Consider the following 21,549-nt stretch of genomic DNA (forward strand, 5'->3'; position numbering starts at 1 on the left):
CTAAAAATAGCATTTCTATTTCTTACTAAAAAATGTTTCTTCTTCGGGTGTTAATAATCTAGAATGAATAATAAAACGTAAGCCTAAAGGTATTTCTAAAGAAAAACTGGCGCCACGGCCTTCTGTAATGCCTACCGTTAAATGTGTGTGTTTCCAATATTCAAATTGATCTTTATTCATATAAAAATTCACACCTTCAAGTGTACCTAAAAACACATCACTTTCATCTAGATACATATCTTCTTTTTCAAAAATCATGGGTGAAGATCCATCGCAACAACCTCCACTTTGATGAAAAATTAATGCACCGTGTTTTTCTTTTAATTGCTTAACTATTTCGGCTGCTTCTGCTGTAATTGCAATACGTTCCATATTATTAAATTAATAAAGTTTTTTTATATAATTGATTCAATTTTAGCTTTTAATAAATAATTATGTTTTCATTTGGTTTGAAGGGAAAACTTTTTGAAAAATAAAAAAGGCTGAACGAAAATATTCAGCCTTTCCAACCATAATAAACCAAAACCTAAAATAGAGGATTTAATAAATTTACTGTCAACAATTCTTAATCGTTTTAAATACTATTAAAAGAATCCTAATTTGTTTTTATCGTAAGAAATTAACATGTTTTTGGTTTGGCGATAATGGTCTAACATCATCACATGATTTTCTCTACCAAAACCAGACTTTTTGTAGCCACCAAATGGCGCATGAGCTGGATACGCATGATAACAATTCACCCACACTCTACCCGCTTTTATAGCTCGCGGTATTTGATATAATTGATGTGCATCACGGGTCCAAACACCAGCACCTAAACCATATAGCGTATCGTTTGCAATTTCTATGGCTTCTGCTTCATCTTTAAACTTTGTAACACAAACTACAGGCCCAAAAATTTCTTCTTGAAAGACTCGCATTTTATTATGGCCTTCTAAAATTGTTGGCTTAATAAAATATCCATTTGCTAAATCGCCATCCTTATTAGCACCACCACCACATAGTACTTTGGCACCTTCTTCTTTACCAATATTTATGTACGATTGAATTTTTTCGTATTGGTCGTTTGAGACTTGCGCACCAACCATACAGCTTGAATCGTATGGACTATTTTGAACTATGGCTTCGGTTCGAGTCACAACACGTTCCATAAACTTGTCGTAAATATCTTCTTGAACTAAAATACGCGACGGACAAGTACAAACTTCTCCTTGATTAAAAGCGAATAACACAGCGCCTTCAATAGCTTTATCCAGATAAGCATCATCGGCATCCATAACACTATTAAAGAAAATATTTGGCGATTTACCACCCAACTCCATAGTTACCGGATTTAGGTTTTTAGAGGCATATTGCATAATTAGTTGTCCTGTGGTAGTCTCGCCTGTAAAAGCCACTTTATCAACCCTAGAACTTGATGCTATGGGTTTTCCAGCTTCTGGACCAAAGCCATGTACAATATTTATAACACCTGGAGGGAATACATCGGCTATTTTTTCCATTAATAAGGTAGCAGAAGATGGCGTTTGTTCTGCAGGTTTTAACACCACGCAGTTACCAGTAGCCAAAGCTGGGGGTAATTTCCAAGAGAGCATTAATAATGGAAAATTCCAGGGAATAATTTGGCCAACTACCCCCAATGGCTCTTTAATATTCATTGATAATGTATTGGAATCTAACTCGGTTGCGCTACCTTCTTCGGCACGAATACAAGCTGCAAAATAGCGCCAATGATCTACACAAAGAGGAATATCTGCATTTAAAGTTTCGCGAATAGGTTTACCGTTATCGCAGGTATCAACTAATGCAAATTCTTCTAAATTGGCTTCAATAATATCGGCAACTTTATTTAGCAAAGCAGCACGTTCTGTAGCCGAGGTGTTACCCCAACTTTCTTTAGCCGCATTCGCCGCATCTAATGCTAATTCAACATCTTCTTTTTGTGATCTTGGGTATTTTGCTATTAACGATTTATCTATAGGCGACGTGTTTTCAAAATACGCGCCTCCAATTGGATCGACAAATTTTCCGTTTATAAAATTTCCGTAGGAAGCTTTAAATTCTGGTTTAGAATAACTCATTTTTTCTTATTTATTTTAGTTTAACATGAATTACTAACTGATGATTTTAGAATAATTAATACGTTAACATTTTTTAACAAATCTCATTTTTACACCTAAAAACATAGTTAATTTGTAATTTTTATAAAGATATTTTATTAAATTGTGAAAAACTTGAACAGAATTATTATTGAGTTGAACATATCTATCATTTAAAAAATTACTACCTAAAATTTAGTATTATTGTTTATGAGCCAACTACTACGTCATCATATTAACAACCGAAAACTCACTACTTTGGTTGAGAATCGAACCACTTACAATGCCGATTATGCTGAGTTAAACATTTATGAAACTCATAAATACGCCGAAAAAGTATCGTTAACATTTAACTTTCCTGTAATAGCAAGTATGTTGTCTGGACAAAAAGTAATGCATTTAGATGGTATGCCCTCTTTTGATTTTTTTCCAGGTGAATCGGTAGTCATGCCAACCAATAAAGAAATGGTAATTGATTTTCCGGTAGCAACTCTAGAGCACCCAACACAATGTTTAGCACTTGGTATAGATAGTACTAAAATTAATGAAGTGGTCGATAAATTTAATAATCATGTTGCCATTGAACGCGAAAACAACAATTGGAAACTAAGTAATAAAGCATCTCATTTAATAAATAATACCGATGTTAACCATCTTGTTGAGCGTTTAGTTTACACATTTACGAGAAATACAACATCAAAAGATGTTCTGTTAGATTTAATGATTCAGGAATTAATTGTGCGTTTACTGCAAACAAAGGCAAAGGCTTTTTTACTTAACGATACCGATGGTGTTTTTAATGATACGCGCATTGGATATGTTATTAAATACATCAAAAAAAATCTAACTAATAAAGATATAACTGTTGATTTGCTTGCTGAAAAAGCATGTATGAGTGCCTCGCATTTTCATAAGAAATTTAAAAATACCCTTGGCGTTTCTCCTATTGATTATATAAATTCTGAAAAGATTAAGTTTTCAAAAAAACTTATTAAAGAAACTAAAAACTTACGTATCTCTGAAATCGCCTATAAATCTGGGTTTAATAATACGAGTTATTTTAACAGACAATTTAAAAAGATGGAATTGATGACTCCACAACAATTTAAAGCGTCTGTTTCGACGAAGTAACAGATGCTTTTTAAAGTTTTTAGGTAAAACTTGCTTTAAACAGTAAATATTTTTTTAATGATTTACCGCCTCGCCTGCTCCACTTGGTATTCTAATATTTTCTACAATTTCTTGTACTTCTTCTGGCGGATTTGGTGTAAACTTCATAATAACAATAGAAACAATAAAGTTTAAAACCATAGCAACCGTACCAAAGCCTTCTGGCGAGATGCCAAACCACCATTCGCTTTTATCGGGTAAGGTGTCATCAAACCAACCGAGTTTGTATTTAATCATATACAACAGCATCGCGGTTATACCAACCACCATACCTGCAATGGCGCCTTCTTTATTCATTTTTTTATAAAAAATTCCTAAAATAATGGCAGGGAAAAATGACGCTGCCGCTAAACCAAACGCTAGAGCAACCACTGCAGCAACAAACCCTGGCGGATTGATGCCAAAATAACCTGCCACACAAACCGCGCCTACTGCTGATAAACGCGCTGCGATCAATTCACCTTTTTCCGATATATCTGGTTTTGCAATTTTTTTGATTAAATCGTGCGACACTGAGGCAGAAATAACCAATAATAATCCGGCAGCAGTTGATAAAGCCGCGGCTAAACCACCAGCTGCAACCAAAGCAATAACCCAATTAGGCAATTTTGCAATTTCTGGATTGGCAAGCACCATAATATCTCTATCTACTGTTAATTCGTTTTCCGATTCGTTGGCTACATATTTTATTAAGCCATCGTTGTTTTTATCGGTAAATGAAATTAGCCCTGTGGTTTCCCATTTTTTAAACCATTCTGGAACATTGTCGTATGGTTGATTTGACACGGTTTCAATTAAGTTTGTTCTCGCAAATACCGAAACTGCTGGTGCTGTGGTGTATAATATAACGATAAGTAGCAAGGCTAATCCTGCAGATTTTCTGGCATCTTTTACGCGTTTTACAGTAAAAAACCGAACAATAACGTGCGGTAATCCTGCTGTACCAACCATTAATGCTAAGGTAATTGCAAACACATCGATGGTGGTTTTTGAACCTTCGGTGTATTCGCTAAAACCAAGCTCGGTGCTTAATCCGTCTAATTTATCTAATAAATAGGTTCCAGAACCATCGGCCAAGGTACTACCAAAACCTAATTGTGGTACTGGATTTCCCGTCATTTGAATAGATATAAAAATGGCAGGCACCATAAAGGCAAAAATAAGCACGCAATATTGCGCTACTTGCGTATAGGTGATGCCTTTCATACCGCCTAAAACCGCATAAAATAACACAATAATCATCCCAATGATTACGCCTGTGTTAATATCGACTTCTAAAAATCTAGAGAATACAATGCCCACGCCACGCATTTGTCCTGCGACGTATGTAAAGGATACCAATAACGCACAAAATACGGCGACTAATCGCGCTGTTTTTGAGTAATAACGATCGCCAATAAAATCGGGAACGGTAAACTTTCCGAATTTACGCAAATAAGGCGCTAACAATAAAGCGAGTAGCACGTAACCACCTGTCCATCCCATTAAATACACAGCACCATCATATCCTGCAAAAGAGATAATTCCAGCCATGGAAATAAAGGAAGCGGCACTCATCCAATCGGCAGCAGTTGCCATTCCGTTAGCTAATGGGGATACGCCACCGCCAGCAACGTAAAATTCTTTGGTAGAACCTGCTCTGGACCAAATGGCGATGCCTATATAAATAGCGAATGTAATTCCTACTAAAATGTACGTCCAGTTTTGTACACCTAAGCCTTCAGCAAACAAAAAACTACTCATCATAACCATATTTTTTATCCAGTTTATTCATCAGGCGAACATAAACAAAAATGAGTAGCACAAACACGTACATAGACCCTTGCTGCGCAAACCAAAACCCGACTTTAAATCCTCCAAGGCGAAATTGGTTTAGTTCATCCTTAAATAAAATTCCGGCACCGTAAGACACCAGAAACCAAATGGATAATAAAATAATGAGATACCTAATGTTTTCTTTCCAATAGGCTTTCGCTTTGTTTTTTGTCATGTTTTTTTAGTTTTTGTTGGTTTATTTTAAAAATGTAGCGTTTAAATTCTTGTATAACTTGTGGCGCAAGAATTAAGGTTGCTAACATAGTTGGTACTGCCATGAGCGCAAAAACACCATCAATTAAATTTAACATGGTGGCAAATGGTGTTGTTGCTGCTAAAACAATACTAATTATATAAATGTAATTGTAATAATGCTTATGGTTTGCTCCTACTAAAAAGGACAAACATTTGGCACCATAATAAGCGTATGAAAATAAGGAAGATACGCTAAATACCAAAACGCAAATCATTAATAAATATTTTCCATAAACGGGAATGGCGTAATCGAATGCATTTGCGGTTAAACTCACACCATTACTTTCGGTTGTTTCCCAAACGCCTGTAACCAAAATGGCAAGCGCTGTTAACGTGCACACAATTAGTGTATCGATAGCTGGCCCAAGCATAGCCACTAAGCCTTCGCGAATGGGTTCGCTTGTTTTTGCTGCACCATGCGCTAAAGGTGCTGTACCAATACCTGCTTCGTTTGAAAATGCACCGCGACGGATACCAAGCAAAATTAACCCGCCTAAAACTCCGCCATAAAACGCATCACCATTATAATTTTTTCCTGAAAAGGCATTCTCAAAAATCATAATGAAATAACGTGGCACTTCTTGATAATTCGATATTAAAATAAAAAGCACCAACACAAAATAAAGCAACACCATACTTGGTACCATTTTGGAAGCGGCATTACTTATACGTTGTAATCCGCCAAGGATAATTAGTGAAGTAAAAACAACTAGAATCAATGCTAAAATAAGATTGGATTTTAATCCGACTTCGACGCCGTTTGGTGTTAAAACAATATCATTTACCGCTTGGGTTAATTGGTTTACGTTAACTACTGGCAACGCACCTATCATTCCGAAAAGGCTAAACATAACGGCTAAAGGTTTCCAGTTTTTCCCTAATCCTTCGGTTATAAAATACATCGGGCCACCTTGAAGGCTTCCATTAGAATCTTTTCCGCGAAACATTACCGCCAATGAACAGGTGAAAAATTTAGTAGACATACCAACTACGGCACTTACCCACATCCAGAACATGGCACCAGGACCACCAACTGAAATGGCAACTGCAACTCCGGCGATATTTCCCATACCAATTGTAGATGACAATGCGGTTGTTAAAGCTTTAAAATGACTTATCTCGCCTACATCTTCGGGGTTATCGTACTTGCCGCGTAATACTTGAATAGCATGACCTAAATACCGAAATGGTAAAAATTTTGAAAGGAAAATTAAATACAAGCCGCCACCAATAAGTAAAATTACCAAGGGTAAGCCCCATGCGTAATTAGAGAATGTTTTTATAATCTCATTCATAAAAATTAATCGCGAATCCGTTTTGTGAAAATTTGATAATATTGTACCAAGATAAAGTTTTTAATTATTAAAAAGTATATTTAACCCTAATAAACTAACCAACATTGCAAGCAAACCGACTATACTTTATTGATGCCGTTCGTGCATTTGCGATTTTAATGATGCTTCAAGGGCATTTTATAGATACATTGCTTGCCCCAGTTTACAGAGATACAACAAACTCAATTTACAATACTTGGAGTTATTTTAGAGGCATAACAGCGCCTGTGTTTTTTACCATTTCGGGGTTGGTATTTACCTATTTACTTTTACGCGCTTTTGAAAAAGGAGATGATAAAATTCGTATAAAAAAAGGATTATTTCGAGGCTTACTATTAATTGTTTTAGGCTACAGTTTACGAATTAATATATTAAACTGGATAAATGGTTATTTTAGTAATTATCTTTTAGTTATTGATGTATTACAATGCATAGGATTATCACTAATTATATTAGTATTACTCCATATACTACTAAAAAAGCATCAACTAGTATTTTCTTTGCTATTATTGGTTGTTGGCTGTTTAATTTTTGTAACCGAACCACTTTATAGAACATTAACTCTAAATAACATACCACTATTTTTTTCAAATTATTTATCGAAAGCAAACGGCTCTATTTTTACCATGTTGCCGTGGTTTGGTTATACTGCTTTTGGAGCTTTTTTATCTATCATATTTTTTAACTATGCTCATAAATCAAAATTCAAAGTGTATGCTATCATCGCATTTTTTATTTCTGGCGGATTTTTAATTTATTTATCGAGTTGGTTTTTAATTGAATTAAGCCATATAACGGGTATCGAGTTATTAAAACTAAGTGCAAACTACAATTATTTGTTTTCCAGACTTGGTAACGTATTTATTTTATTTGGTTTATTTTATGCTTTAGAGCAATTTTTAAAACAATCATTAATAACCAATATTGGTAAAAAAACATTATCGATATATGTTATTCATTTTATTTTACTTTACGGAAGCTTTACAGGATATGGAATAAAGCGCTATTTAACCAAATCGTTAGAACCTATTGAAGCAGTAATTGGGGCTGTAGTTTTTATGATAGTAGTCTGTTTTATTGCATTTTATTATGTTAAAACCAACACCTTTATTTACAATTTAATACGAAAACTGGTAGATAAAATAAAAGGCTAAAATTTATCTTTTAACAGAATGGATTTCCATCATTCGAATTATCAATAAAAACTTCTTCTAAAAACCCAATCCCCAACAAATAATGTCCTAAATGATACGATATACCAATACCTATTAATTGAAAATCTACAAAACCACCAAAAAAGAATAGTAATACTAAAGCATCGCTTACATACAACGATATAATACCACATAATATGGTTAAGTAATTTGCTTTAGTTACAATACCTTTTCGTAAATAAGCAAATACGATAAAAATTAGTGACACATAAAACCAAATAAAAATAATTTGAAAATAATCACCCAAGGCGGGATAAATGGTTTTAAAAAGTAAAAAAGTTACAATACTATAAATTAAAATAAACAGCAGTATTCTGGTTAAATTAAAATCTATAATTTTTCCCATTTTAATACTAATCAATAACCTCCCTACTATAATTAAAGCTATTGAAGCATAAGGAAAATCTGATTTATCGATAGCGTATAGCGTAGTAACACCTCCAAGCGCGAAAAAGCAGAACCCAAGTAAAATATAATTTTTACCTACCGCTGCGGGTTTTGTTTTAAACCAAAAATATAGTATTAATAATATAATTACCGAGCACTTAGTTGTAAATCGTAACCAAAATAGGTTGGTAAACGTTTTTACTAAAATATCTATTACCGATAACAGAAAGTAACTTAAAGAAAATAATAAATGATAGGCAATAGTAATTATTACAGATTGAAAAAATACTTTTCTACCTAGCAATGGAAAACACATGGCCAAAATAATCCACTATTTATTAATTTGATAGTTTCTATTGCGTGTAATCTATTCTTATATAAATAATTAGAAATATTATAACCATTGCTTTTAGATAGTACTCTTAAACAAATTACAGCTGAAGAAACCTAAAAAAATAACATCAATTCTAGTTAAAACAAATTAAAGTAAGAGAAAAAGTATTTTTTTTCTTTACAAAGCTAACACCTATAAACGTTAATTAAGAACAGAATATCAAAAATTAAAAAAACTCTCTCAAAATAAATGAGAGAGTTCTTAATCCCAAAGCTAAATATGTAATAACTTAAAAAAGCTATTAATAATAACCTCTTAATTTCGTAATTGCTAAAAATCAGTTAATTAAAAAGGTTATGCGGGTATATTGCAAAAGCAATATTATTTTTTAATAAATATGTTTGTGAAATACCAGCGACCATCGGCATTGGTTTCAGCCGAAATATCGAAGTTTGTAAAATCGCCTTCTAGATTTTCTTTGTGAGATTCGCTTCGTAACCATGCTTTTACAACAGCTTCTGCCGAACTATAACCATAGGCTACATTTTCGGTTACTTTGGTTGCACCGGCATGTTGTTTTAAGTAATTACTACGGGTATAAAAATTGGCATGAGAAACCTCATCATTAACAACCATATAATCGGTATGACTATAAGCTACCGATTTTACAACATCCAAATCGTTTAAAGGTGTTAAACCTATAGATGTACGATGGTTATTAATTAAATTTAATATTTCAATTTCAATATCTTTGGCATCAAGAGTATTTTGGGGCAACTCTAGTGATGCGCTTTCGGTATCCATGCTATCTGTTGTACAAGAAGACAACGTAATAATAGCCATAAACACCAAAAATGGTAGTTTGTTAAACAATTTCATTTGTAGGTTAAGTTTTGTAGGTTTGGGATTGTAAAACTACAAGCCTTATACCGAACAAGTTGTTAATGAAATGTTAAAATCGACAACAAACATGTATTTCAGCGATTTTTTATGTTTTTAATCGTTGAAATGCATTTAGATCTCAAAAAAACAAGTATTTCAGCGTTAAATTAAGGAGATAGTCGGTTTTTACACCAATTATAATCGGGCTGAAGTTTATATTGAATTCTATCATGCAATCGGTTTGGTCGCCCTTGCCAGAATTCAAATTCAACAGGTTTTACAATATAACCGCCCCAATGTTTTGGTCTAGAAATTGTTTTGCCCTCAAGTTCTTGTTGTAGCCTTTCAAGTTTTTTATCAATAAAATCTCTACTTTCAATAATTTCACTTTGATTTGATACTAATGCACCCAATTGGCTTCCCCTAGGGCGCGACTCGAAGTATCCGTCGCTTAAATTTTCAGCAATTTTTTCCGCTTTGCCTTTAATTATAACTTGTCGTTCGGCGCCATGCCAAAAAAAGGATAAGCAAACGTTGGGGTTATTTGCTATGGCTTGTCCTTTTTCGCTATTATAATTGGTGTAAAAAATAAAACCTTCAAAAGTATATTTTTTTAAAAGAACCACCCTATTTTTAGGAAATCCATCCAAACCTATGGTCGAAATGGTCATGGCATTAGTTTCATCTTCAACAAAAAATTTATCAACTTCGTAAAACCATTTTTGGAATAATTCCATAGGGTTTTCGGGAGTTTCATTAATTAATAAAGCCCCTTTTTCGTAAGATTTTCTGTAATTACTTAAATCTGTATTCATAAATACAAAATAACTAAAATAATTTATTGAAAATAAATATTTTATTGTAATAAAAATCTTAATTTTGTAGCCCCTAAGTTACTAATATGAAATTCGAAGATTCTCCCTTTTACATGGTTGAGAGTCCTCACAAACTGTTGCTACCTTTTGGTACATTTTACTTAACTAAACGTTATGTTGTTGCCGAAGTGTATGAAGGTGAACATTTTGACTGGAAAAAGGTTGAAATTTTAATTTGTGAGCTACTCGACCATTACAACACTAAACCAAAATTGGCTTATATAACAAATCGGGTTAACGACTACTCTGTTAATCCTCAAATTTGGGTCAAATGGCGATCTCATTACAGTTTTATTGTAGCTAGCGCTATTGTTATTTACAACAATAATACGCTAATGAATGCTTCGATTGAAAGTGTGTTTGCCAGCAACAATTTAAACCGATTTAGCTGTTTAAAAGACGCCATTGCCTGGGCAAATAATATAGAGGCATTAAAGACTAGAAATTGAAAACTTTACCGTCTTCGCTAAGCTTTACGTTTTTAAAAACTGTTTTAGCTTCATTTTTAAATACCGATAAATCATCATATCGTGTGGAATAATGCCCTAAAAGTAAGGTTTTTGCACTCGCCATTTTAGCTATAGTTGCCGCTTGTTTTGCTGTAGTATGTTTTGTTTTTTCGGCATAATGCGCGTGTTTGTCTAAAAATGTAGATTCATGATACAGTACATCACAGTTTTTAATAATTGGCACAATTGCTTCTTTGTATTTGGTATCGCTACAAAAGGCATAACTTTTTGGCGCATTCGCAGGAAAGGTTACTGTTTTATTATCGATTAAAACACCATCTTCATTTTCAACATCAAAACCCTGTTTTAGTTTACGATAATACGCTACATTTATATTAGCTTCTTTTGCGGCATCAATATTTAGTTTACGCTCACCTTCTTTTTCTTTAAACAAATAACCATTGGTGTAAATTCTATGATCTAAAGGAATGGTGTGTACCTCTACTTTATCATCTTCAAAAATTAATTCTGATTTTTTTGATGTTAATTCATGAAAATATAGTTTATAGTTTGTCCATGAATCGGATAATTTAAGTTGCAAGGTAATCGCTTCTTTAATTCCCTTTGGGCCATAAATATGTAAATCGGCTTCACGTGTTAATAACCTAAAGGTTGAAATTAAACCAACCAAACCAAAAAAATGATCGCCATGTAAATGCGATATAAATATGTGCTTTATCCTATTAAATTTTATTTTATGCTTGCGTAACTGTACCTGTGTGCCTTCACCACAATCAATTAAAAACATGTGATTGTTTATTTCTAACACCTGAGATGTGGTATTATTTAAAGTTCGTGGTGTGGCACTATAACAGCCTAAAATGGTTAACCTCATATTTGCTTTAGAGGTTTATAATTAAGAAAATCGGTAATTGAAAATTTATCTTTAAAAGTAAACGCATAAGGCGAACTGCCATTTTCGTTTAAATAATCTAATTTATGCTTTGCGTCTTGCAAGGTCGGGATGTCTCCTTTAGGAATATACCAAAACGCCATATGACTCATTTCAATTTTTGAAAACCATTCTTTTTTTCGTTTGAAAATCTCGACATGACCTGATTTATAGGTATAATTAAACAGTGCTTCTAAATTTTTCCAAACAGAGATATTTACAATAATTGAATCATCTTGAAAAACTTGAGCAACTTCATCTTTATCTTCGTCTTGCAAACGCCAAATAAAGCCATCACTGTTATCTGCAATGGCATTAATTCTATCTACATTATTTACAAAATCTTGCATAATAGGATCGTCCATAGGTGCCAAACGTTTGGCTATATTTACTTGCGCGAGATAAAATTGTTGCATGTTTAAAAACCTAAATCGCGTTCCATTTCTTCCATTTCAATAATATCGTAAGCCTCTTGAAGTGTGGGTACAATAATTATTTCATCGGGTGTTTTATCAACATCTATGCCTTGATTTACAATAACAAACGAATGTTTTGCTCCGCGATGTTTATTTGAAAGCTGTAAAAACTCAATAATTTTTTCTAAAGGAATAGCTTTTAAGGTATTTAAATTAACAATTATATTGTCGTTTTTAAATTTTGGGTATAAGCTTTCTATTTTTTTAACCAATTCGATAACCGAAGCATTTTCTTGGGTTATTAAGGTTGTGTTTTCATTTTTATCTATAATCATAGCCTTATTGTTTAATTTTTGAAGCTAATAAATAAATAACAGCCATCCTAACGGCAACACCATTTTGTACTTGGTCTAAAATTATAGATTGACTAGAATCGGCCACATCGCTAGTAATTTCCACGCCACGATTTATTGGACCAGGATGCATAATTGTAATCTCTTTATCTAAACTATCTAGCAACGCTTTGTTAACCCCAAATTGTTGGGTATATTCCCTTGTTGTTGGAAAATAACTAATATCCATGCGCTCGTTTTGTACACGAAGCATATTGGCCACATCGCACCAATTTAAGGCTTTACGCAAATTAGTTTCTACTTTAACGCCTAATTTATCGATGTATTTTGGTATTAATGTTTTTGGGCCACAAACCATAACTTGAGCACCTTGTAATTGCAACGCAAAAATGTTAGATAAGGCCACGCGACTATGCAAAATATCGCCCACAATAACCACTTTTTTTCCTTTAACTTCGCCTAATTTCTCGCGAATAGAATATGAATCGAGTAAAGCTTGTGTTGGGTGTTCGTGCGCACCATCGCCAGCATTTACAATACTCGCATTAACATGCTTAGACAAAAACACACCTGCTCCAGGATTAGGATGACGCATAACCACCATATCGACCTTCATCGATAAAATATTATTTACCGTATCTATTAAAGTTTCGCCTTTTTTAACAGATGATTGGGCTGAAGAAAAGTTTATAACATCGGCAGATAAACGCTTTTCGGCCAATTCAAAGGACAACTTGGTTCGTGTTGAGTTTTCAAAAAATAAATTGGCTATTGTTATATCGCGCAGCGAAGGGACTTTTTTAATTGGCCGATTTATAACTTCTTTAAAATGATCGGCAGTTTCAAAAATAAGTTTAATATCTTCTTTGTTAAGATACTTTATTCCTAATAAGTGATTGACACTTAATTCGCTCATGTTTAAGTTAAAAGTTGATAAGTTAAAAGTTAAAAGTTGCTTCTGCTTACTTTAAACTAAACTTTAGTTAATCATTTTTGTTTTACAAGATTAGATTTCACTCAACCTGATACAAAACTTCAAGCTACGAGTTTCTATCTTAAACCTTTATTTATTTTTCAATTAAGTAAACCGAATCTTCTTGATCGCGTTCTTTCCAATTTACTCTAACCTTTTCTTCGTTTATAACATCTACTTGCCTACCTCGGTAATTAGGTTGTATTGGTAAATGCCTACTAAAACGCCTATCTATTAAGGTTAATAACTCTATTTCGTTTGGTCTTCCAAAAGATTGAATAGCTGTTAATGCCGCACGAATGCTTCGTCCAGTATATAAAACATCATCAATAAACACAATATTTTTATCTTCAACTAAAAAGTTTATTTTTGTTTTATTGGCTTCAAGTGGTTTATCACCGCGGCGAAAATCATCTCTAAAAAAAGTGATATCTAAATAGCCTAAAGGGATGTTTTTTATTTTGTAATCTTCGGATAAAATTTTTGCTAATCTATCGGCTAAAAATATACCTCTTGGTTGTAAACCAATTAAAACCGTGTTCTGAAATTTGTGATGTTTTTCAATAAGTTGACAAGCCAATCGATGAAGAATGATGTTTACCTCTTTTTCGTTAAGTAACACTTTTTGACTCATAATTTTTCCAAACATATATTTGGAAAACAAAGGTAATGTAAAAAACTTGAAGTGAAAACCTAGAAATAAAAAAAGCCTCGCAATTTGCGAGGCTTTTTAATTTTATAAAATTTGGTAAATTAAGCTTTACCGTCCATTTTATCTTTTAATGCTTGTAAAGCATCGTTTGCATCACCTAAAGTTGGTTTAGCTTCGGCAGCTGCAGCTTCTGCTTTTCTTACCGCTTGCTTAACTATTTTAGCTTCTTCAGCTTTAAATACAGCAGTATGAGATGCTACTACACGTTTAAATTCTTTGTTAAATTCAATGATTTTAAACTCTGCGCTTTCACCTTTTTTAAGTTTACTTCCGTCTTCTTTCTCTAAGTGACGAGAAGGAATAAATGCAACGATATCTTCGTTAAACTCAACAGTTGCTCCTTTGTCTACTAATTCAGAGATTTCAGCAGTATGAACAGATTCTAAAGCGAATTCAGTTTCATACTTATCCCAAGGATTCTCGGTAGTTTGTTTATGACCTAAGCTTAATTTACGTCCTTCAACATCTAATTCTAATACAACAACGTCTAACTTATCGCCAACTGCACAGAACTCGCTTGGGTGCTTAATTTTCTTAGTCCAAGATAAATCTGAAATATAAATTAATCCATCAATACCTTCTTCTAATTCAACAAATACACCAAAGTTTGTAAAGTTACGTACAACACCAGTATGCTTAGAACCTAATGGGTATTTAGTTGTAATATCTGTCCATGGATCTGGGTGTAATTGTTTAATACCTAGAGACATTTTACGCTCTTCTCTATCTAAAGTTAAGATAACCGCTTCAACCTCGTCGCCAACAGCTACGAAATCTTGCGCCGAACGTAAATGTGTAGACCATGACATTTCAGATACGTGAATTAATCCTTCAACACCATCAGCTACTTCAATAAATGCACCATAATCTGCAATTACAACAACTTTACCTTTTACTTTATCACCAACAGCAACAGTATCAGCTAAAGCTTCCCATGGGTGCTTGCTTAATTGTTTTAAACCTAATTGGATTCTTGATTTATCTTCATCAAAATCAAGGATTACCACGTTAAGTTTTTGGTCTAATTCTACAATCTCGTTAGGGTGGTTAATACGAGACCAAGAAAGGTCTGTAATATGGATTAAACCATCTACGCCACCAAGGTCGATAAATACACCGTAAGAAGTGATGTTTTTCACAACACCTTCTAATACTTGACCTTTTTCTAACTGACCAATAATTTCTTTCTTTTGCTCTTCGATATCAGCCTCGATAAGTGCTTTATGAGACACAACAACGTTTTTAAATTCGTGGTTAATTTTAACAACCTTGAATTCCATTGTTTTATTAACGTACTGATCGTAATCGCGAATTGGTTTTACATCAATTTGAGAACCTGGTAAGAATGCTTCGATACCGAAAACATCTACAATCATACCACCTTTAGTTCTACATTTAACAAAACCGTTAACGATTTCTCCAGTTTCGTGAGCTTTATTTACGCGATCCCATGCTTTAATTACACGAGCTTTACGGTGAGATAATACTAATTGTCCTGTTGCATCTTCACGTACATCAATTAATACCTCAACCTTATCTCCAACTGCTAAGTTAGGATTGTAACGAAATTCGTTTAATGAAATTACACCTTCAGATTTTGCGTTAATATCGATGATAGCATCGCGATCTGTAATGTGAATTACGGTACCTTCAACAACTTCGTCGTCTAAAGTATCAACAAAATTTTCAGCTACTAATTTTTCAAATTCTTTTAATTGTAAATCGTCAACCTCATCAATACCTTCTTGGTAATTGTGCCAGTTAAACTCTTTTAAGAATTTTTCAGGGTTTGCTTGAGCTTCAGATACTACTGGAGCTTCTTCTTTTTTAGCTTCAGTAGATTCTACTTGAGCGTCTTGTGCTTTTTCAGCCATTTAATTAATTTTTGCAGATTTTTCTTTAATATTTAAAGTTGAACCTACATTTTGTATTCTGTATGCTACGGAAGATTTAAGCGACTGACACACAGAAGCGTTATCATTTATTTTAAATCAGATTCCTTTTATCTTTTCCGTCGATTCGCTAAAAGGAGTGCAAAAATACAAACATTAAACTTAATTACCTAATTATGAGAAGATAAATTATTTGTGACTTTTTTAAGTTTTGTGTGTCTTAAAGGTGAGAACAAAGTTAAAATACAATTAATAAGTTCTTGTAAAAAAATTATTATCTTTAAACATAAATTAATTAAAACTTACAACATGGCAGTAAAAGAAAAATACCAACCAGTTCTAGATTTAGGTGAAGCGTTAAACATTCAAAATGGCGACGTTTGGGTTGAAGGCGATATTTTAAAAGTAAAAGGTATGGCTAAAACCCAATACGAAAAAAACATTATTTGGGATAAAATAAAAGAAATTGGTGGCGAAAAACCAACCGATATTAAAGCAAACATAACTGTTGAAGACGAAACGGTTTACCACAGACATATTGTTGCTAGCGGAGAAACTTTAGGAAAAATAGCTAAACACTACTACGGTGATGCTATGAAATACAAAGAAATTTTTGCTGCGAATACCGATATATTAAAAAACCCAGATTTAATTCACCCAGATCAAGTATTGGTGATTCCAAACTTATAAATAATAAAACTTATAGTTTTTATGAAGACGAGCCATTTGGGTTCGTCTTTTTTTTATGCATTCACCTTATTATTTCATGCATAAACCGCAATTTCTTTCTCGTAACCCCAAATATTAATAGGTTTGTAGCAACATTAAACTCATGACAAGCATTTTAAAAAACAAACCTTTACTAGTAAACCTACTAATAGGGATTGGTTTAATTAGTATTCCTTTTTTAGCATCACCAGATTTAAGCTCTGGTTTTGATATGCTTAGCGTAAAAGGATTTCAACAAAGTTTACTCAGCTACACGTTACTAGTCATTTTTTTCTATGTGAATTATTATGTCATTATTCCTAAACTTTACATCACTAAAAAATGGCTTTTATTTGCGCTTACTATGATTGTTTGTTATCTCATTATTTTAAAATTACCTCAGGCTTTAATTCAAGATTTTAATGCTCCACCTTTCAACCCGCCAGTAAATAATCCATTTCAAAATACACCTCCGCCAGTTAATGGTTTTAAAAAGCATCCTTTTGTAGGTTTACTGTCGCGCGATAATTATGTATTTCAGTTTTTTGGAGTTTTTATTTTGTCCTTATTCTTGAAATTTAATGAGCACTTAAATGAAATTAAAAATGAAAAATTAACAACCGAAGTTTCGTATTTAAAAGCGCAAATTAATCCGCATTTTCTCTTTAATACTTTAAATAGTTTGTATGCGTTGGCTTTAACAAAATCTGATAAAGCACCTAACGCTATTTTAAAACTATCCGATTTAATGCGCCACGTCGTGTCTGAAAGCAATAAGGATTACATCTCCTTAGAAAAAGAAATAAAATATATTAAAAATTTTATCGATTTACAGCAGCTACGTTTAAACGAAAACACAAAACTCATTACAAATTTTAAGGGTGATTTTAATAGATGTAAAATTGCACCTTTGTTACTCATTTCATTTATTGAAAATGCTTTTAAATATGGCGTAAACACCACCGAATCGTCACAAATTTTTATTAATATTGAAGTAGACCACACTAAATTATTAACTTTAAACGTTGAAAATACTATTGTTGCTGTTGCTAATTCTGAAGTGAATAAACCAACCGAAAAAGGATTAAAAAACACTAAAAAACAACTCAAGTATTTATACCCAAACAAACACGATTTATTAATTTCGAAAGAAGCTGATAAATTTAGAGTACATTTAACCATTCAATTAGAATAAATGATTAAAGCCATTGCCATAGACGACGAACCTCTTGCCCTTCAAATAATAGACGTTTATTGCAATTCTTCTTCCGTAGTTCGTTTAGAAAAAACCTTTTCCGATTTAACTAATGCCAAGAAATACCTCAACAAATTCCCTATTGATGTTATTTTTTTAGATATAGAAATGCCCAAAACTAACGGCATCGAATTTTATAAAAGTTTAAACAGAGAAATCAAAGTTATTTTCACCACAGCTTACGACCACTACGCAGTTGAAGGTTTTAATGTAAATGCCGTAGATTATTTACTAAAACCTTTTTCTCTTGAACGCTTTAACGAAGCTATTGACCGTGTACAGAAACTAAAAGCTTCAGAACATAATAATCCTGAAGAAAACACACATTTATCTATTCGTGCTAACTATAAACTTAATCGTATTCCGTTGGAAACTATCTTATATATTGAAGCTATGGACGACTATGTTAAAATTCATATTAAAGATGAAAAAACCATTGTAGCACGATCAACCATGAAAGGTATTTTAGAAAACTTACCCGAAAATCAATTCATCCGCATTCATAAATCTTATATTATTCCTTCAAAAAATATTAAACACATCTCTACAAGCGAAATATCGTTAGGATACATTAGTCTTCCGTTGGGAAATAGTTATAAAAAAATGTTAGAAAACTTACTTTAATTCATTTTTACCGCAAATTTTAGATAACAAACCGCATAAAATTCTTTATCAATAACCTATTAGATACATTTACTTTAATATGAAAAACTAATAGCTATGAAAAGAAAAGATTTTTTTAAAAAAGGATTAGCAGGTCTTGGCACTATTGTGGCGGTTCCTGCATTATTATCGGCATGTTCAACTGAAGATTCTGAAGACATTAAAAATACAAACGACAGCAATGATACTGGCAGTGAAACCGATGGCGACTGCTCACTATCGCCAAGTGAGACTGCGGGTCCGTTTCCAATTAAGACTCCTTCCGATTTAGTTAGAGAAAACATTATTGGCGATCGCTCTGGTGTAGCCTTATTAATTACACTAACCATACAAGACCAAAGCGACGATTGCGAGCCTCTTTCTGGAGTTTATGTTGATTTATGGCATTGCGATGCTCAAGGCGATTACTCCGAATATGGCGGCACAGGGATGCAAAGCACAAATTACACCAACAACCACTTTTTAAGAGGAAGACAAACTACCGATGCCAACGGGCAAGCTTCATTTATTAGCATTTTTCCTGGTTGGTACAATGGTAGAGCACCACACATACACATTGAAGTTTTAGATCAAAACGAAAACTCTATTCGCGTAACACAAATAGCTTTTCCTAAAGATATTTGCGACACAGTTTATGCAACATCCGATTATAACGGAGAAGCCAATACTTTAAATGAAAGTGACAATGTTTTTTCCGATAGTTTGGACGGAAATATGCTAGACTCAATTACTGGCAACACTACCGACGGATACACTCTTTTAAAAACAATTACTGTATAAATATTTACCCTGAGTTTGGGTTAATAGCTTTTTTTTTGATTGATTTAATTTGAATTGTTTTTAGAGGCTCTGCTTGAAAAAGTAGAGTCTTTTTTAGGTCTCACTATTTTGTTTTATAGCAACCTCAACTAACTGAAGAATTTTAGTAAACTGCTCTTCTAAAGTCATTTTAGAATTATCTATTTCTATAGCGCCTTCTGCTTTTACAAGCGGGGAATCTTCACGGTTAGAATCGATATAATCACGTTCTTGTACGTTTTTTAAAACTGCTTCGTATTCAATATTATCTCCACGCTCAATCAATTCGTTGTAACGTCTTTCTGCTCTTGTCTCAGGTGACGCTGTCATGAACAATTTAAGTTCAGCATCAGGAAAAACCACGGTTCCAATATCGCGACCATCCATTACAATACCTTTATCCTGCCCCATTTTTTGCTGCTGCTCTACCAGTTTTTTTCTAACTTCAGATATAGCCGCAACTTTACTTACAAAACTCGATACTTCTAAAGTTCTAATTTGCTTTTCTATGTTTTCACCATTAAGATACACTTCAGCAAAACCTTTCTCTGGATTAAATTTAAAACCGATTTCAATTTTAGGTAAATCCGTTACTAATCCATCAACATTAAAATTCGATGCATCGATAAAACCATTTTGCATAGCATAATACGTAACAGCACGGTACATAGCGCCCGTATCTACATACACATAACCCAAATGTTTAGCGAGTTGTTTGGCGACTGTACTTTTTCCTGTTGACGAAAATCCGTCTATAGCTATGGTGATTTCTTGCATTATAAAACTGACGTAATTACCTTAAATATTTAAAAGTTTGAAGTGGCAAAAATACTTAAATTAAAACGAATTGAAAGTGTAAAAATAACAATGAAAATTTAAAACTATAGATTATCTATTATTGCAAATCTATCTGCAAGCCCAAAAAGTTAGCATTGGCGGCACTGGTGTATTTGGCATGAGTATAACTAAATCGCAAGCGGTTCATTTTTAAACCTACACCTACCGAAATACCAGAAAAGTTACGTTGCTCTAAAACACGAAGCTCCTCGCCTCGCCTAAAATTATATCCAACTCTTATGTTAAAACCGCCTTCTGGAAAAATTTCAGCGCCTAAAATGGTATGTCGAATAATTTCACCTAAAAACCCCACTTTCTCTTCGGTTTCATTTCCATTTAAATCGCTTGTGGTTCGTGAGGGATTTGAAAACGCAATTGGCCATTGCTGTAAATTCTCGAAAGTAACATGCCAACGAATAGGCACATTTTCAAGTTTTTGAGATAAACCTAAAGCAACCTCAAATGGCAGTGATTCTTGTAAACCTGCATAAGTAGTAATTTGTGAACCTAAGTTTCTAACGACTAATGCTGCATTAAAATCTAAATTTTCATCAATATAAATTAAACCTAAATCTACCGCAGCTCCAAACGAGGTGTATTCTTCGAGTTTAGAAGTAATTAATTTTAAATTTCCTCCAAAATAAAAATCGGAATACCCTATTTGCGTCGCATAACCAAGAGATAATGCAGTTTCGCCTCCAGAGAATGTTCCTGTGGAGTTACCATCTTCATCATAGCCATCAAATTTCCCGTAATTTATATAAGTTACCCCAGCATGAAAAGTTTGTGTACGTCTATCTACAGTATATGCATATGCCGCTGTACCATAACCAATACCACCTAAATAACTCGTGTAGTTTAAGGCCAATTGGTTATCCATATCTACATTTATTGTGGCTGGATTGTAAAGCGCTTGGGTAACATCGTAATCTACATTAGTTAACACCTTACCGCCTAAAGCTGCTTGCCGTGGAGCAGAAATTAAATTTAAAAATTGATAGGTATGTTCGCCTCCTATTTGAGCATAGGACACATAACCAATAACAACAATTAAAAGTAGGACAGTTTTTCTTAGCATATTTACAGCGCAAAGTAAATAAATCTATCTTAAAACGGCGATAAACAGCATTTATTTTAATTAAATAATGTCATTTTAAACTAATTTGAAATACTCAT

23 protein-coding genes are annotated in these 21,549 nt (G+C 33.2%); 7 read left to right on the plus strand and 16 right to left on the minus strand.

What is annotated here, in order from left to right; genetic code table 11:
- Positions 1–15 precede the first annotated feature (15 nt).
- On the minus strand, positions 16–372 hold the full coding sequence (locus PK35_RS01215; RefSeq protein WP_044624830.1) for a DUF779 domain-containing protein: 357 nt from the start codon (positions 370–372) through the stop codon (positions 16–18).
- Positions 373–584: 212 nt separating this feature from the next.
- Positions 585–2,081: an aldehyde dehydrogenase family protein gene (locus PK35_RS01220; protein WP_044624831.1), complete on the minus strand. Its 1,497-nt coding sequence runs from the start codon at positions 2,079–2,081 to the stop codon at positions 585–587.
- 228 nt (positions 2,082–2,309) lie between these two features.
- Here PK35_RS01220 and PK35_RS01225 point away from each other — a divergent pair, with 228 nt between their 5' ends.
- Positions 2,310–3,230, plus strand: a complete 921-nt coding sequence (locus PK35_RS01225) for an AraC family transcriptional regulator (protein WP_044624832.1) — start codon at positions 2,310–2,312, stop codon at positions 3,228–3,230.
- A gap of 54 nt (positions 3,231–3,284) precedes the next feature.
- Here PK35_RS01225 and PK35_RS01230 read toward each other — a convergent pair whose 3' ends face one another.
- Genes PK35_RS01230 through PK35_RS01240 form a run of 3 tightly spaced genes read right to left on the minus strand, consistent with a single transcriptional unit; the run spans position 3,285 to position 6,634 of the window.
- Positions 3,285–5,015 (minus strand): sodium:solute symporter family protein, encoded by a 1,731-nt coding sequence (locus PK35_RS01230; RefSeq protein ID WP_414629292.1) that lies wholly within the window; start codon positions 5,013–5,015, stop codon positions 3,285–3,287.
- Positions 5,005–5,259, minus strand: coding sequence for a DUF4212 domain-containing protein (locus PK35_RS01235; RefSeq protein WP_044624834.1), 255 nt, complete (start codon positions 5,257–5,259; stop codon positions 5,005–5,007). Before PK35_RS01235 ends, PK35_RS01230 begins: the two co-directional genes overlap by 11 nt.
- Positions 5,216–6,634 (minus strand): alanine/glycine:cation symporter family protein, encoded by a 1,419-nt coding sequence (locus PK35_RS01240; RefSeq protein WP_044624835.1) that lies wholly within the window; start codon positions 6,632–6,634, stop codon positions 5,216–5,218. The genes PK35_RS01235 and PK35_RS01240 overlap by 44 nt, the downstream gene beginning before the upstream one ends.
- Before the next feature lie 104 nt (positions 6,635–6,738).
- Between PK35_RS01240 and PK35_RS01245 the strand changes: the two genes are divergently transcribed.
- A complete protein-coding gene (locus tag PK35_RS01245; protein WP_082048491.1) occupies positions 6,739–7,827 on the plus strand; it encodes a heparan-alpha-glucosaminide N-acetyltransferase domain-containing protein in 1,089 nt (362 codons plus the stop codon).
- A gap of 10 nt (positions 7,828–7,837) precedes the next feature.
- On the opposite strand, the gene PK35_RS01250 is transcribed toward PK35_RS01245, so the two are convergent.
- The 3 genes from PK35_RS01250 to pdxH all read right to left on the minus strand — a co-directional run bounded on the left by PK35_RS01250 (position 7,838) and on the right by pdxH (position 10,305).
- Positions 7,838–8,590: a lysoplasmalogenase family protein gene (locus PK35_RS01250; protein WP_044624837.1), complete on the minus strand. Its 753-nt coding sequence runs from the start codon at positions 8,588–8,590 to the stop codon at positions 7,838–7,840.
- Positions 8,591–8,989: 399 nt separating this feature from the next.
- A complete protein-coding gene (locus PK35_RS01255; RefSeq protein ID WP_044624838.1) occupies positions 8,990–9,487 on the minus strand; it encodes a CAP domain-containing protein in 498 nt (165 codons plus the stop codon).
- 170 nt (positions 9,488–9,657) lie between these two features.
- Positions 9,658–10,305 (minus strand): pyridoxamine 5'-phosphate oxidase, encoded by a 648-nt coding sequence (gene pdxH, locus PK35_RS01260; protein WP_044624839.1) that lies wholly within the window; start codon positions 10,303–10,305, stop codon positions 9,658–9,660.
- Positions 10,306–10,391: 86 nt separating this feature from the next.
- Between pdxH and PK35_RS01265 the strand changes: the two genes are divergently transcribed.
- Positions 10,392–10,814, plus strand: coding sequence for a hypothetical protein (locus tag PK35_RS01265; protein ID WP_044624840.1), 423 nt, complete (start codon positions 10,392–10,394; stop codon positions 10,812–10,814).
- Here the strand turns inward: PK35_RS01265 and PK35_RS01270 are convergent.
- The 6 genes from PK35_RS01270 to rpsA all read right to left on the minus strand — a co-directional run bounded on the left by PK35_RS01270 (position 10,804) and on the right by rpsA (position 16,094).
- Complete coding sequence (locus PK35_RS01270; protein ID WP_044624841.1) at positions 10,804–11,709, minus strand: ribonuclease Z; 906 nt, start codon at positions 11,707–11,709, stop codon at positions 10,804–10,806. The genes PK35_RS01265 and PK35_RS01270 overlap by 11 nt on opposite strands.
- On the minus strand, positions 11,706–12,182 hold the full coding sequence (locus tag PK35_RS01275) for a DUF3291 domain-containing protein (RefSeq protein WP_044624842.1): 477 nt from the start codon (positions 12,180–12,182) through the stop codon (positions 11,706–11,708). Before PK35_RS01275 ends, PK35_RS01270 begins: the two co-directional genes overlap by 4 nt.
- A 2-nt stretch (positions 12,183–12,184) precedes the next feature.
- A complete protein-coding gene (locus PK35_RS01280) occupies positions 12,185–12,517 on the minus strand; it encodes a hypothetical protein (RefSeq protein WP_044624843.1) in 333 nt (110 codons plus the stop codon).
- A gap of 4 nt (positions 12,518–12,521) precedes the next feature.
- Entirely contained in the window at positions 12,522–13,451 is a 930-nt protein-coding gene (locus PK35_RS01285) for an aspartate carbamoyltransferase catalytic subunit (protein ID WP_044624844.1), read from the minus strand.
- A gap of 151 nt (positions 13,452–13,602) precedes the next feature.
- The gene (gene pyrR / locus PK35_RS01290; RefSeq protein ID WP_044625196.1) at positions 13,603–14,142 is read right to left on the minus strand and encodes a bifunctional pyr operon transcriptional regulator/uracil phosphoribosyltransferase PyrR; all 540 of its coding nucleotides are present in this window, start codon (positions 14,140–14,142) and stop codon (positions 13,603–13,605) included.
- Between the two features lie 119 nt (positions 14,143–14,261).
- Positions 14,262–16,094, minus strand: a complete 1,833-nt coding sequence (gene rpsA / locus PK35_RS01295; protein ID WP_044624845.1) for a 30S ribosomal protein S1 — start codon at positions 16,092–16,094, stop codon at positions 14,262–14,264.
- A gap of 327 nt (positions 16,095–16,421) precedes the next feature.
- On the opposite strand from rpsA, the gene PK35_RS01300 reads away from it, so the two are divergent.
- The 4 genes from PK35_RS01300 to PK35_RS01315 all read left to right on the plus strand — a co-directional run bounded on the left by PK35_RS01300 (position 16,422) and on the right by PK35_RS01315 (position 19,518).
- A complete protein-coding gene (locus PK35_RS01300) occupies positions 16,422–16,802 on the plus strand; it encodes a LysM peptidoglycan-binding domain-containing protein (protein ID WP_044625197.1) in 381 nt (126 codons plus the stop codon).
- A gap of 142 nt (positions 16,803–16,944) precedes the next feature.
- Positions 16,945–18,015 (plus strand): sensor histidine kinase, encoded by a 1,071-nt coding sequence (locus PK35_RS17010; RefSeq protein ID WP_052825748.1) that lies wholly within the window; start codon positions 16,945–16,947, stop codon positions 18,013–18,015.
- On the plus strand, positions 18,016–18,699 hold the full coding sequence (locus PK35_RS01310; protein ID WP_044624846.1) for a LytR/AlgR family response regulator transcription factor: 684 nt from the start codon (positions 18,016–18,018) through the stop codon (positions 18,697–18,699).
- A gap of 96 nt (positions 18,700–18,795) precedes the next feature.
- On the plus strand, positions 18,796–19,518 hold the full coding sequence (locus PK35_RS01315) for a dioxygenase family protein (protein ID WP_044624847.1): 723 nt from the start codon (positions 18,796–18,798) through the stop codon (positions 19,516–19,518).
- A 93-nt stretch (positions 19,519–19,611) separates the two neighbouring features.
- On the opposite strand, the gene cmk is transcribed toward PK35_RS01315, so the two are convergent.
- Complete coding sequence (gene cmk / locus PK35_RS01320; RefSeq protein ID WP_044624848.1) at positions 19,612–20,313, minus strand: (d)CMP kinase; 702 nt, start codon at positions 20,311–20,313, stop codon at positions 19,612–19,614.
- A 118-nt stretch (positions 20,314–20,431) separates the two neighbouring features.
- Complete coding sequence (gene porQ / locus PK35_RS01325; RefSeq protein WP_044624849.1) at positions 20,432–21,451, minus strand: type IX secretion system protein PorQ; 1,020 nt, start codon at positions 21,449–21,451, stop codon at positions 20,432–20,434.
- Positions 21,452–21,549: the final 98 nt, after the last annotated feature.

This window comes from Neotamlana nanhaiensis, assembly GCF_000943555.1.
In the GTDB taxonomy this organism is placed as follows: Bacteria; Bacteroidota; Bacteroidia; order Flavobacteriales; family Flavobacteriaceae; genus Neotamlana; species Neotamlana nanhaiensis.